At 59.2% G+C, this 13,014-nt stretch carries 15 protein-coding genes; 4 read left to right on the forward strand and 11 right to left on the reverse strand.

The genetic code is table 11. From position 1 onward, the window contains the following. Positions 1-54: 54 nt before the first annotated feature. The 8 genes from ACR0K4_RS01675 to ACR0K4_RS01710 all read right to left on the reverse strand — a co-directional run bounded on the left by ACR0K4_RS01675 (position 55) and on the right by ACR0K4_RS01710 (position 5,939). Positions 55-744 (reverse strand): M48 family metallopeptidase, encoded by a 690-nt coding sequence (locus ACR0K4_RS01675; RefSeq protein ID WP_480515324.1) that lies wholly within the window; start codon positions 742-744, stop codon positions 55-57. A 79-nt stretch (positions 745-823) separates the two neighbouring features. Further along, on the reverse strand, positions 824-1,258 hold the full coding sequence (locus ACR0K4_RS01680) for a lipocalin-like domain-containing protein (protein WP_480852572.1): 435 nt from the start codon (positions 1,256-1,258) through the stop codon (positions 824-826). Between the two features lie 93 nt (positions 1,259-1,351). Continuing rightward, positions 1,352-1,687, reverse strand: a complete 336-nt coding sequence (locus ACR0K4_RS01685; RefSeq protein WP_480852573.1) for a cupin domain-containing protein — start codon at positions 1,685-1,687, stop codon at positions 1,352-1,354. A 104-nt stretch (positions 1,688-1,791) separates the two neighbouring features. Continuing rightward, on the reverse strand, positions 1,792-2,976 hold the full coding sequence (locus ACR0K4_RS01690; RefSeq protein WP_480852574.1) for a vWA domain-containing protein: 1,185 nt from the start codon (positions 2,974-2,976) through the stop codon (positions 1,792-1,794). A 3-nt stretch (positions 2,977-2,979) separates the two neighbouring features. After that, positions 2,980-3,150 (reverse strand): hypothetical protein, encoded by a 171-nt coding sequence (locus ACR0K4_RS01695; RefSeq protein ID WP_480515317.1) that lies wholly within the window; start codon positions 3,148-3,150, stop codon positions 2,980-2,982. Between the two features lie 6 nt (positions 3,151-3,156). Beyond that, on the reverse strand, positions 3,157-4,521 hold the full coding sequence (locus ACR0K4_RS01700; RefSeq protein WP_480852575.1) for a DUF2927 domain-containing protein: 1,365 nt from the start codon (positions 4,519-4,521) through the stop codon (positions 3,157-3,159). Beyond that, positions 4,518-4,907, reverse strand: a complete 390-nt coding sequence (locus ACR0K4_RS01705) for an N-acetyltransferase family protein (RefSeq protein ID WP_480515890.1) — start codon at positions 4,905-4,907, stop codon at positions 4,518-4,520. The genes ACR0K4_RS01700 and ACR0K4_RS01705 overlap by 4 nt, the downstream gene beginning before the upstream one ends. A 186-nt stretch (positions 4,908-5,093) precedes the next feature. Continuing rightward, positions 5,094-5,939 carry an AAA family ATPase gene (locus tag ACR0K4_RS01710; RefSeq protein WP_480515313.1) on the reverse strand — a complete coding sequence of 282 codons (846 nt, stop codon included), beginning with the start codon at positions 5,937-5,939 and terminating at the stop codon, positions 5,094-5,096. 370 nt (positions 5,940-6,309) lie between these two features. On the opposite strand from ACR0K4_RS01710, the gene dksA reads away from it, so the two are divergent. Further along, entirely contained in the window at positions 6,310-6,732 is a 423-nt protein-coding gene (gene dksA / locus ACR0K4_RS01715; RefSeq protein WP_480515311.1) for an RNA polymerase-binding protein DksA, read from the forward strand. 71 nt (positions 6,733-6,803) lie between these two features. Continuing rightward, on the forward strand, positions 6,804-7,955 hold the full coding sequence (locus tag ACR0K4_RS01720) for an FAD-dependent oxidoreductase (protein WP_480852576.1): 1,152 nt from the start codon (positions 6,804-6,806) through the stop codon (positions 7,953-7,955). Between the two features lie 4 nt (positions 7,956-7,959). Here the strand turns inward: ACR0K4_RS01720 and xth are convergent, their stop codons facing one another. Both xth and ACR0K4_RS01730 read right to left on the reverse strand, forming a co-directional pair. Next, entirely contained in the window at positions 7,960-8,739 is a 780-nt protein-coding gene (xth, locus tag ACR0K4_RS01725) for an exodeoxyribonuclease III (protein ID WP_480852577.1), read from the reverse strand. Positions 8,740-9,020: 281 nt separating this feature from the next. Next, positions 9,021-9,344, reverse strand: a complete 324-nt coding sequence (locus ACR0K4_RS01730; RefSeq protein WP_480515305.1) for a HesB/IscA family protein — start codon at positions 9,342-9,344, stop codon at positions 9,021-9,023. Between the two features lie 76 nt (positions 9,345-9,420). Here ACR0K4_RS01730 and ACR0K4_RS01735 point away from each other — a divergent pair, with 76 nt between their 5' ends. Beyond that, positions 9,421-10,578: a deoxyguanosinetriphosphate triphosphohydrolase gene (locus ACR0K4_RS01735; RefSeq protein ID WP_480852578.1), complete on the forward strand. Its 1,158-nt coding sequence runs from the start codon at positions 9,421-9,423 to the stop codon at positions 10,576-10,578. Here the strand turns inward: ACR0K4_RS01735 and ACR0K4_RS01740 are convergent. After that, entirely contained in the window at positions 10,560-11,111 is a 552-nt protein-coding gene (locus ACR0K4_RS01740; RefSeq protein ID WP_480852579.1) for a putative pterin-binding protein, read from the reverse strand. The genes ACR0K4_RS01735 and ACR0K4_RS01740 overlap by 19 nt on opposite strands. Before the next feature lie 133 nt (positions 11,112-11,244). Between ACR0K4_RS01740 and argS the strand changes: the two genes are divergently transcribed. Beyond that, positions 11,245-12,990 carry an arginine--tRNA ligase gene (gene argS / locus ACR0K4_RS01745; RefSeq protein ID WP_480852580.1) on the forward strand — a complete coding sequence of 582 codons (1,746 nt, stop codon included), beginning with the start codon at positions 11,245-11,247 and terminating at the stop codon, positions 12,988-12,990. The last annotated feature ends 24 nt before the right edge of the window (positions 12,991-13,014 follow it).

Here is a 13,014-nt window from a genome sequence, read left to right on the forward strand (position 1 = left end):
CTTTTCAAAAATACTCCGGGGAGCGCGAGGGGCTGGCCCCTCGCTGCACGAACGCTAGCCTTCTGCCCCCCACCGCTTTTCCAAAACCTCCAGCGCCGCTATCCGCTCATCGGTTTTGGGGTGACTCATCAACCAGGCCGGCGTGACCCCCGCCCGCTGCTGTGTCAGATCTTCCAGCTTGTGAAACAGGGATTTCTGCGGTCCGATCCCGATCCCGGCCTTGGTCAGCAAAGCGGCGGCATATTCATCCGCCTCATATTCATCTCCGCGCGACAAGCGCGAGGCCAGCAGATGCGTCAGCATATTCGCAATCCACGCCCCCACAAAGGGAATGAACCGGTTCAACAGCATCATCAACGCCGCCCGCAGCGCGTTTTGGCCGGAAAAATCAATCATCCGCCGCCGCGCATGTCCCAGCGCGACGTGGCCCAACTCGTGGGCAATCACGCTGGCCATCTCCTCGGCCGATACTTCTCCGTTGCGAAACTTGCGGTAAAACCCGCGTGTGATGAAAATCCGCCCGTCCGGCGCGGCCAATCCGTTCACCGGGTCGATTTCGTAGATGTAAACCGGTACCCGTTCGATCCCCAATGCCGCAGCCAGCCTGTCGGTCATACGCTTCAGCGCCGGGTCGGCCAACTCCGTCGATTTCGCATCCAGATCCCGATGCGTGCGCCAGACGGAAATCCGGTACATCACAATGGCATAACCAACAGCCAGCAGGATCGGTGTCAAACGCAGCATGAACTGGATATGGGGGTCTTTGCCAAAGAGAGCAAATCAAAATCGGTTTTTGGGTTTCGCTTCCCAGAAAATTGCCAGCTCAAGCGGTAGAGCGTTGCCATTCGACGCAGGCTGTTACGATCTGTCCCTGAAAAACGACCTCAGCCGCGCTCAGCTGCAGTGTCCCGTCCAGGAATCTTACCTGACGACGCTGTTCTGTCCCGACCCAGTTCGGAAAAGAAGCCTGCGTGACGCGATGTATCACGTGATCGCCGTAATACTCATATGGTCCTGCATAGGTGAACTGTGACTTGAAGGCCGCTGAATCCTCGGCTTCTGTTCCGCCAAATGGGTCGCTTTCTTTGAACAACCGCCGGTCTGCCGCCATAAGGTGCACAAATACAAACCCATCCGGAGAGTAGTTGATGTAACCGCTTGCGTTCGGCCCCAAGGGATAGAGGCGTTGGCCGGATTCGGTCTCGTTATACCAATCCATCAACGACCAGGTCCCGGTCAGCGGTGTCGTCCCTTTCATCGGGTCATCTTTCCATGAATTGCGCTTGGTGGCGGCGCGTTGCCCATGTCTGTTCGGTGGGGCGCGGTCAGACAATCGGGATTGCGTGGCCGGTCAGTTTTTGAGGGCATACCTGTCTGCTTCTTCAAACACATCGATCACACGCGTGCCCGCCTTGATCTTGCCGCCATGCTCGATTCCGGTCGGAATGGAATAGCTGTCGCCTGGGCGAAATACTTTGGTCGAACCATCGATGGTCAGTTCGATCTCGCCTTCGATCACAGTTCCCCATTGCGCGCCGTGTGCATGTGCAGGAAGTTCCATATCCTTATGAAAAGTGAAGAATGCAACCAACCCTGCCTCGGATTTGATCACTGCCGTGGTGACGACGTCCTCTGGGAACGGCACGTCGAGTCCTGGAAAGTCTGTGATGAATTTGGGGAAAGACATAAGGTTATCCTGAAAGGTGGGTCGGAAAATCTGGACACTACCTTGGCAGCGCAGGATTTCAAATGCAATTGTCGTGGTCTTTTTCTTTGAGCCAAGTAAGCGGTCTATCGCGTCAGCTCGCGCATGCCCTGTTCCAGCCCGGCCAGAGTCATCGGCACCATACGGTCCTCGAAAATCTCGCGGATCATGCCGACCGAGTGGGTATACTCCCAATACTTCTCGGGCACCGGGTTGATCCACAGATTTGACGACCACTGTTCGCGGGCACGTTGCAGCCAGACCTGCCCGGTCTCGGGGTTCCAGTGTTCGCTGGCACCGCCGGGATAGGCGATCTCATAGGGGCTCATCGACGCGTCGCCGACAAAAATGCATTTGTAGTCGGGCCCATAGGTGCGCAACACCTCATGGGTGGAGGTTTGCTTGTCCCAGCGGCGGCGATTGTCTCGCCAGACGCCCTCATACAGGCAGTTGTGAAAGTAGTAATATTCCAGATGCTTGAACTCGGTCCGCGCGGCCGAGAAAAGCTCTTCCACCACTTTGATATGCGGGTCCATCGAGCCGCCGACGTCCAAAAACAAAAGCACCTTGACCGCGTTGTGTCGCTCGGGGCGGGTTTTGACGTCCAGATAACCATGCTCGGCCGTGGCGCGGATGGTGCCATCCAGATCCAGCTCTTCCGCGGCGCCCTCGCGCGCCCAGCGGCGCAGGCGTTTCAGGGCAACTTTGATGTTGCGGGTGCCCAACTCAACCGTATCATCCAGGTTCTTGAATTCGCGCTTGTCCCAGACCTTGACCGCGCGCTGGTGGCGGCTTTCTTTCTGGCCGATGCGCACGCCCTCGGGATTGTACCCATAGGCCCCGAACGGAGAGGTGCCGGCGGTGCCGATCCACTTGTTGCCGCCCTGATGGCGGCCTTGTTGATCCTTCAGCCGCTCACGCAGCTTTTCCATCAGTTTGTCAAACCCGCCAAGGGCCTCAATCTCGGCCTTCTCTTCGTCGCTCAAGTGTTTCTCGGCCATTTTCTGCAGCCATTCGGCCGGGATATCGACGGCCTCGAGCACCTGATCGAAACTGATATCCTCCAGCCCTTTGAAGCTGGCGGCAAAGGCGCGGTCAAACTTGTCGATATTGCGCTCGTCTTTCACCATCGACACGCGGGCAAGGTAGTAGAACGCTTCGATATCATAGGTGGCCAGACCCTTCTTCATGCCCTCCAGAAAAGTCAGATATTCGCGTAAGGATACGGGAACACCAGCTTTGCGGAGGTTTTCGAAAAAGGGCAGAAACATCGCTCAGATCACCAGACGGACAAGGACCAGCGACAAGATCAGCCCCACAAGCGCAAAGGCAATGCCATAGCCGGCGGCATATTGGGCAATATCCGCGCCGCTTCCGTTACGTTTGCGCGCCGTCAGGCCCCCCAGGATCGCGCCCAGAACCGCCATTCCCACAACCACCAGCATGTGTCGTTATCCACCCGTGTTGACAGAGGTCGCCTGCGCCACGCTTTGTGTCACAGACCGCACCACCAGATCCGAGCCAAAGCCGTAGCGTGCCCATCCGATACTGTCCAGCCTGACGGCGCGTGCCTGGTTGATCCGACCTGCCTGACGCAGCGCCTCGGATTTCAGCAACAGCAAGGTCGCGAGTTGCGCGGCGTTTTCGGCACGGGTCATGACGTCGATTGCCTGGTTAAGCTCGGGCAGGGCGTCTTCGCCGCGCCCATTGGCCAGCGCAAAGGCGGCTGTTTGTGCGGTGACGTGCGCCTGCTGTACTTCGGTGCCGGGGGTGGCTTTCATGTATTGCTGCGCCAGCGCAAACTGTTGCTGTGCGGCATCCGGATCATCGAACTGGGTCATCCGGCCCAGCAGATAATGCGGGTAAGCGCGTCGATGGTCCGTCCAGCCCTGTTGCTGCCCGATCCGCGCGGCCTTTTGGGCGGCTCGAACCCGGCGCGGCGAGGGGCCACCTGCGCCAACCGCGTTCTGGATTGCATCGACCCATTCACGCGGAGTGTCGGACAGCGGTTGAGCCGCTAAAGCCTCTCCGCGGGGGTTCAGGCGTTTGAGAACCCCGGGCAGCACGGCCTCGACCTGTGTTTGGGTCATGCCGTTGCGGAGTTCAGGCGCATAGGCTGCACGCAGGATCAGCATGTCAAACCCGGTCAGCACGGTGTGGAAATTGTCGTCGTTGAACACCGAATCCGGCAGGTGGTACAGGTCGTTCAGCGGCCCGAGCGCTTGCGCCAGTTCTTCATGCAGGCAATCGCGCACTTCTTGCGGGCTGACGTCGTAGGGAATGAATATCCCGATCCGCTCGCGGCTGCGCAACTCGGTCCAGTTGCTTTTGCTTTTCCGGCGGTCACGGCGATATTCTTCCAGACTGGACGCGTTGGGCACCACGAAACAGGCCGCCTGTGGCAGGATGCGGCGGATTTGTTTCTGGCTGATAGCCTCGATGGTGATGTTGGCCGGACCGTCCGAGATCTGGCGAATGTCGATCCGGGCTTCTCGTTGGATGCGTGTCAGCAGCCGGGTCAGGTCGGTTTGCATCGATGGTGCAGGGGTGCCGGTCAGCCTGACGGTGACCGGGCCTTCAAATCGCGTGAAAACGGGCAGGGGGGCACCGCTTTCCAGCGCGAAGTGCAACGACACGAAATCTGCGGCGATGTTCTGGTTAGACCGCGCCGGAGGGCTGGGCCGCGCCAGACCAAAGGATTTGGTCGGCGGCAACGACGCCTCGACCACTTTGATGCGTGTCGGCAACTCGATCGTTTCGATCGAAGTACAGGCCGACAGCAATGTCAGCAGAAGCGCGACCCCGAGCCGTCTCATGGGCGCTGATACTTGATGAAGGGTGTCAAGGTTCCGATCCGGTCGTATAGCTTTCGGGCCGTCTGGTTGAAATCCTGCGTCAGCCAATAAACTGTTGGCGCATCTTGTCGGTCAGCCTCGTCATAAACCGCTTGAATCAAGGCACGTCCCACGCCTGTACCGCGCGCCTCTGGCCGGGCAAACAAGTCCTGCAGATAGCAAACCCGTTCAACCTTCCAGGCATGGCGATGAAACAGGTAATGGGTCAGACCCAGCAAGCGGCCTTCGGCTTCGGCCACGAAACAGGAGAAGTCCTGCGGGTCGTCGCCAAGAAGCCGCGCGAACGTGCTTTCATAGATGGCGTCCGGTACTTCGGTCTCATAAAACGCCAGATAATCGCGCCACATCTCGGACCATTGTGCACGGTCTTCGGGCCGTAGCGCGCGGATGACGGGGGCGTCGGGCAATTGGGGGTCCTGCTCTGAGTATTATGTGGTGTACGACCGGATTGTGGCCATGTTTGAAACAATGCTGACACCCGGCATGACAGAAGGCAAGCCGAGATCGGTTGATCGCCAAGAAAATATGGCGGTTTAACGCTTACTGCGCGCCATGAAGGCAAGACGTTCGAACAGGTGCACATCCTGTTCATTCTTCAAAAGGGCGCCATGCAGCTTGGGCAGCGCATTTGCGCCGTCGCGTTTGAGGTCTTCCGAGGTCAAATCCTCGGCCAACAACAGTTTCAGCCAATCCAGAACTTCCGAGGTCGAAGGCTTTTTCTTCAATCCCTGGGTGTCGCGGATTTCATAGAACTGCGTCAACGCGGTGGTCAGCAGGGCATCCTTGATGCCGGGGTGATGCACCTCGACGATGCGGCGCATCGTGGTCTCGTCCGGAAACCGGATATAGTGAAAGAAACAGCGCCGCAGAAAGGCGTCGGGCAGTTCCTTTTCGTTGTTCGAGGTGATGATGACGATGGGGCGGTGCTTGGCCCGGATCGTCTCGCCTGTCTCGTAGACGTGGAACTCCATCTTATCGAGCTCCTGCAGCAGGTCGTTGGGAAACTCGATATCGGCCTTGTCGATCTCGTCGATCAGCAGAACGACCTTTTCGTCGGCGTCAAAGGCCTGCCACAGTTTGCCCTTGCGGATGTAGTTCGAGACGTCATGGACCCGCTCGTCCCCCAACTGGCTGTCGCGCAGGCGGCTGACGGCATCGTATTCGTACAGACCCTGTTGCGCGCGGGTGGTGGATTTGACGTTCCATTCGATCATCGTCAAACCCAACGCACTGGCCACCTGTTTGGCCAGTTCGGTCTTGCCGGTGCCGGGCTCGCCCTTGACCAGCAGAGGCCGTTCCAGTGTGACGGCGGCGTTCACCGCAATGGTCAGATCATCTGTTGCAACATAATCTGCTGTGCTTTGGAAACGTGCGGTCATTGGCCTCTCATCTCATGGCGCCGTGTGTGCTTATCGGGTTACAGAGCGGCAGAGATTTTTACAAGACAGGCCGCTGCGTCGCCTGACGCGAATTTGCGCAATGACTCCAATGCCTTTGGTTGATTCGGGCGCTAACATTCAGTGCGACACTTTAGAAATTGCCCAGAAATCGCCCGTTAATCTTCACAGAAAAACAAGGTTTTGTTGTTTGATGTCTCATATTTAGACATCACATGATAAGGCGACGGCGACGCTCAGTTTGCATAGTGACATTCCCGACGCCGTCAGCTAAACGCTCCGCAGAAGGGATTGCCGCATGTCAGGTGAACAAAACGCACTCGGCGTTGCAGGCCGCACCGAGGGAGCAAAAATGAAGCAGGAAGTATTTCTGCCCGAAGATTATCGTCCAGCCGAAGACGAACCATTTATGAACGACAGGCAGCTTGAGTATTTTCGTCGTAAGCTGCTGGACTGGAAAACCGAACTTTTGGCAGGCAGCCGCGATACGATCGAGGGGCTGCAGGACAACACCCGTAACATTCCGGACGTTGCCGACCGCGCAAGCGAGGAAACGGATCGCGCGCTGGAATTGCGCACCCGGGATCGTCAGCGAAAGCTGGTGGCCAAGATCGACTCGGCCCTGCGGCGGATCGATGAGGGCGAGTATGGCTATTGCGAGATGACGGGCGATCCGATCTCGCTGAGGCGGCTGGACGCGCGTCCCATCGCCACCATGACGCTTGAGGCACAGGAACGCCACGAACGTCGGGAAAAGGTCCACCGCGACGATTGATCGCTGGCCATCAGAACACACATTCAACGCCGGGGTCTTCCACTCCGGCGTTTTTGCGTTAAGCCAGAGCCATGAATATCGACGGGTTGAGATTTGCCGTAATCGGCGGTGGCATTGGTGGGCTGGCGGCGGCTCTGGCATTGCGGCAACGCGGGGCCGAGGTGACGGTGTTCGAACAGGCACCTGAACTGGCCGAGGTTGGCGCGGGATTGCAGATCAGCGCAAATGGTATGGCAGTTCTTCGCGCGCTTGGCGTTGCGGGGGCCGAACCCGAAGCGGCGGTAAAATCCGGCGGCACAATACTGCGCGACTATCGCGCTGGTCGGCTGATAGGTGAAATCCCACCCCCTGCCGCCGGTCCGACCTTTTACTACCACCGGGCCGACCTGTTGGGCTTGCTGCACAAGGCGGCACTGCGGGCCGGGGTGGACCTGCGGTTAAGAGCCCGTGTCAAGGACGTTATCAAACACCCGGCCGAGGCCGAGGTCGTTCTTGATGATGGTGCCCGCTTCTGCGCGCAATGCGCTATCGCCGCCGATGGCGGACGAAGCGTAATCCGCTCCGAGCTGAACGGGCCGGGCGCGCCTGAATTCACCCATCAGGTCGCCTGGCGCGCTACGATCCCTTGGAACCGCAGTGACAAAACCGCCCACGCGGTTCTGACCATGGGGCCTGGGCGACATGTGGTGACCTACCCGCTGCGCGATCACACTCTGATGAATGTGGTGGCGGTCGAGGAACGCTCGGACTGGCGCGAAGAAGGTTGGCGGCGGCAAGGGGATCCGGTCGACCTGCAGCAACGGTTTTCCGATTTCGGAGGTCTTGTTGGGGACATTCTCGGACAAGTGCAGCAGGTGCATCTGTGGGCGCTGTTTCTGCGTCCTGTCGCGCGGCATTGGCAAAACGGGCGCCTGGCGCTGCTGGGGGACGCGGCGCACCCGACCTTGCCCTTTATGGCCCAGGGCGCGTGTTTAGCGCTCGAGGACGCGTGGGTTCTGACCCGCGCTTTCGAAGCCCAATCCGGCGTCACCCAAGCCCTTGCGGCCTATGAAGCAACCCGCCGATCCCGCGCGCAGCAAGTGGTCTTGGCCGCAGGCGCAAATGCGCGCAATTTTCATCTGCGTGGACCAATGCGTTTGGCGGCGCAGGCTGCTTTGATGGCCATTGGTCCCAGGCTGGCACGGCGATATGATTGGGTTTATGGTTACGACCCGACGGTCTGAGCCATTAAAGATCGAGGTCAACCCAAACCGGAACATGATCCGAGGGCTTTTCGTGCCCACGAATTTCCGAGTCAATTTGGCAATCGCGCATCAGATCAGCGGCCTGCGGCGTCAGAAGGAAGTGGTCAATGCGAATTCCGTCATTCTTGTTCCAGGCTCCGGCCTGATAGTCCCAAAATGAATAGTGACCTGGCCCTTGGGTGCGCGCCCGAAACGCTTCGGTGAACCCGAGATTCAGGATCTTTCGGAATGCTGCCCGGCTTTCTGGACGAAACAGCGCGTCCTCTCGCCACGCATTCGGCCGGGCAGCATCCTCGGCTTGCGGGATGATGTTGTAGTCCCCTGCCATCAAAGCCGGTCCCTCGGCGGCCATCAGGTCCTGCGCCCGATGATAAAGCCGCTCCATCCAGGCGAGCTTATAGTCATATTTCGGCCCCGGGACGGGATTGCCATTGGGAAGATACAATCCACAAATCCGAAGCGCCTGCGTTCCGACAACGGTGGCTTCAATCCAGCGGGCCTGTTCGTCGTCAGTGTCACCGGGCAAGCCGCGCGAGACATCTTCAAGCGGCAGCTTTGACAGGATCGCGACACCGTTGAAGCTTTTTTGACCATGGGTTTCTACATTATACCCGCGCGCCTCAAAAATCTCGCTGGGGAAGTTCTCGTCCACTGATTTGATTTCTTGTAACAGAACTACATCCGGTTGCGCGTCATCCAGCCATCGGGGCAGGGCTTCGGCCCGCGCTTTGATGCCGTTGATATTGAAAGTGGCGATTTTCATGCGCGATCCTCCGATGCTTGCGGCAACCTATCGCGCAGAAACGCCCCAGCGGCAAGTGGCCGGCCTGGGTTGCGAGGCACTGCCTCGCGCTCCGGGATATTTTTAGCCAGATGAAGCAACGGATTCTTAACCAGTCTGTATGTAATGTGTTCAGGCGGTACAGGCGGGGACGCCGATGACCGCGCCAGGTGAAGTTCTCTGGCCTTCGGGTCAGAGAGCGGATCCCTCTTCATCTGGCTGAAAATATCCTGGGGGTGTGGGGGCAAAACCCCCGCATGCATTCACATCGAAAACGATGTGCCACAGCCGCAGGATGAGGTGGCGTTCGGGTTTTCGATCACAAAGCGTGCGCCGATCAGTTCCTGCGTGAAGTCGATCACCGCATTTTCCAGAAACGGCAGCGAAATCGCGTCGACAATCACCTTTTCGCCTTTGCCCTCAAGCACAATGTCGTCTTCTTTGGGAGTGTCCAGTGCGATTTCATATTGAAAACCGGAACATCCGCCGCCTTCCACGGCAACACGCAGGGCTTGACCCTGATCCGCTGCGCCGATTTCGGCCAGACGATCAAAGGCGCGTTCGGTAACTGTTGGAGGCAGATTCATGCCGGGCTCCAAAGGTTTATTTCCTCTATTGGCTACAATATATGAAACCCGACGACAGGCGACAAGGATAAGACCTTTGAACAGAGCGGGTTTTGCCTCCGATCCGGAGCACGCACGCGGGCGGTTGGTCCCGGAAGAAGAGAGCAGCTTTCGGTCATGTTTTCAGCGCGACCGCGACAGGATTATCCATGCCAGCGCGTTTCGGCGGCTCAAGCACAAAACGCAGGTGTTTGTTGAGCATGAGGGTGACAGCTATCGCACGCGTCTGACCCACTCCATCGAAGTTGCTCAGGTGGCGCGGACGATCGCGGGTGCGCTGGGTCTGAACCCAGAACTGACCGAGGCGGTGGCGCTGGCGCATGATCTGGGGCACACGCCGTTCGGGCATACGGGCGAAGATGCGCTGCATGCCTTGATGGAGCCTTATGGCGGTTTCGATCACAATGCGCAGGCCATACGCATCGTGACCAAGCTGGAACGTCATTATGCCGAGTTCGATGGCTGCAACCTGACCTGGGAATGCCTGGAGGGTATCGCCAAGCACAATGGCCCCGTGGTCGGCGCATTGCCCTGGGCGTTGGCCGCGTGCAATCAGAGCTTTGATCTGGAGCTTCATACCCATGCCAGCGCCGAGGCACAGGTGGCCGCGCTGTCGGACGATATAGCCTATAACAATCATGATTTGTTCGACGGGCTGCGCGCAGGGTTGTTCAGCGACGCGGACATTCAGCAATTGCCGATCATTGATGCCTGTTTTGCCGCAGTGGATGCGAAGTATCCGGGGCTCGACCGGTATCGCAGGCGGCATGAGGCACTGCGGCGCGTCTTTGGCGTGATGGTTTCGGATGTCATCGACACCTCACGCGATCTGATCGCCGATTCAGGCGCGCGGTCGGTCGAGGAGATCAGGCATCTGGGCTATCCTGTTATTCGGTTCTCGGACGGGCTTTGGGCGCAGCTCAAACAAATCCGCGCCTTTCTGTTCTCACGTATGTACCGCGCGCCCAGCGTGATGAAGGTGCGCGCCGAGGTCAGCAAGGTGGTCGAGGACCTGTTTCCGATTTACCTGAGCGACCCGAAACAGATGCCCGGGCATTGGCACGGCGATATCGAAGCCGCACCCGATGAGACAGCATTGGCGCGGATCGTGTCAGACTATATCGCGGGCATGACGGACAGGTTTGCGCTGCAGGATCATGCTCGGCTGACCGGCGATCACTCGATCGCGATATAGGCAATCGCCCAGACCTGTTGCCCGGCCTGTGTCTGGGCGAGATCTGCGTCCTCGGTGGGGGGGAAAACGATCATCGTGGGGCCATAGCCACCGATGCCCATCGGCGCGCCATCCGCGTGGGTGGCGACGATGGGTTGGTGGGTCTCGATGCTCTGCCACGGGATCTCGGCCTGATAGCCGTCCAGCGCCATGGGCAGGGCCGATTTGCCTTCGGCCCCGGCCATGGCCATCACCGAAGACAGCAACGGGCCCGAGAAAGCATAGTCGCGTTGCTTGTCGGGTGGGCCGTATGGAATGGTGATCTCGATCTGTGGCAGGCCGTCGAGCATGGCAGCGTCAAAGCCCGCAGCGCCGTCATGCGTGACTTCGAGATAGCCCAGCAACCCGCCATCATCCGCCCCGCGTGCGGGCAGGTTGGTTTCACCAACAGCACCGCCCAGCGTCAGGATGACATGGCCTTCGGGGGTGGACATTTCGGCCCAGACGGGCAGGGCGGTGCTGAGAAGCAGGGCAAGGGGCAGGGCGCGGCGCATGGGCGGTCTCCGGTTGGTACGGTTTGGCCCGAGACTATCCGGACTGCGCGCCAAACCAAGCGCAAATATTAGGCGTCCATTGACCTTGGCGCTTTGCGTGGTAAACCGCCGGGCAAGCAAAAGGACATTCGAAATGAACCTGTTTTCCGAGATCCGCGCTCTGGTACTGGACGCGCTGGCGCAGATGCAATCCGAAGGCGCGTTGCCAGAGGGGCTGAGCTTTGACAACGTGGCGGTCGAGCCGCCGCGCGATGCCGCGCATGGCGACATGGCGACCAATGCGGCGATGGTGCTGGCGAAGCCGGCGAAGATGAAGCCGCGCGATATTGCCGACGTGCTGGCCGGGAAACTGGCGGCGGATGAGCGTATCACCAGTGCCGAGGTTGCCGGGCCGGGATTCCTGAACCTGCGTCTTGCGCCGTCTGTCTGGCAGGGTGTTCTGGCAGCGGTGCTTGAAGCGGGCACCGACTATGGCCGCTCGACCATGGGTCATGGGCAGAAGGTCAACGTGGAATATGTTTCGGCCAACCCCACCGGCCCGCTGCATGTGGGCCATACGCGGGGGGCGGTGTTCGGCGATGCCTTGGCAAGCCTCTTGGCCTATTCGGGCCATGACGTGACCCGCGAGTATTACATCAACGATGGCGGCGCGCAGGTGGATGTGCTGGCACGCTCGGCCTATGAACGGTATCGCGAGGCCAATGGCCTCAGCCCCGAGATTGCCGAGGGCCTTTATCCCGGTGACTACCTGATCCCGATTGGCGAGGCGCTGAAAGAGAAATATGGTGACAGCCTGATCGACAAGCCAGAGAGCGAATGGCTGGAAGATCTGCGCAGCTTCGCCACCGACGCGATGATGGACCTGATCCGCGCCGACCTGAAGGCGCTGGGTGTCGAGATGGACGTGTTCTTCTCGGAAAAATCGCTTTACGGCACTGGCCGGATTGAGGCTGCGCTGCAGTCCCTGACCGACAAGGGCCTGATCTATGAAGGCGTGCTGGAGCCGCCCAAAGGTAAGAAGCCCGAAGATTGGGAACCGCGCGAGCAGACCTTGTTCAAATCGACCGAACATGGCGATGACGTGGACCGCCCGGTGAAGAAATCGGATGGCTCATGGACCTATTTCGCACCGGATATCGCCTATCACTATGACAAGGTGACCCGTGGCTTTGACGCGCTGATCGACGTGTTTGGGGCGGATCATGGCGGTTACGTCAAGCGGATGAAAGCCGCCGTTTCGGCCCTGTCCGATGGCAAGGTGCCGCTGGATATCAAGCTGACCCAGTTGGTGAAGCTTTGGAAGAATGGTGAGCCGTTCAAGATGTCCAAGCGGGCCGGGAACTTTGTTACCCTGCGCGATGTGGTTGATCAGGTTGGCCCTGATGTGACCCGTTTCGTCATGCTGACCCGCAAGAACGACGCGCCTTTGGACTTCGATTTCGACAAGGTGCTGGAACAAAGCCGCGAGAACCCCGTGTTCTACGTTCAATACGCCCATGCCCGCGTTATGAGTGTGCTGCGCCGTGCTGCCGAGGCCGGGATTGCGGCTGATGACGCAGCGCTCGTGGCGGCCGATCTGAGCAAGAACGACCATGCCTCGGAACTGACCGTCGCCAAGAAACTGGCCGAATGGCCACGTCTGGTCGAGGTCGCCGCCCGCACGAACGAGCCGCACCGCGTTGCCTTCTATCTCTATGAATTGGCAGGGGATTTCCACGCGCTCTGGAACAAGGGCAATGATGAAACCCAGCTTCGGTTCATTCAGGATGGCGATGTTGCCACAAGCCAGTCGAAAATCGCACTGGCCCGGGCTGTTTCTGTTGTGATTTCAGCGGGCCTGGGTATTCTTGGCGTTACCCCGGCGCAGGAGATGCGATAATCAATATCGCCCGAACCGCCGGTA

The organism is Ruegeria sp. K11 (assembly GCF_056531905.1).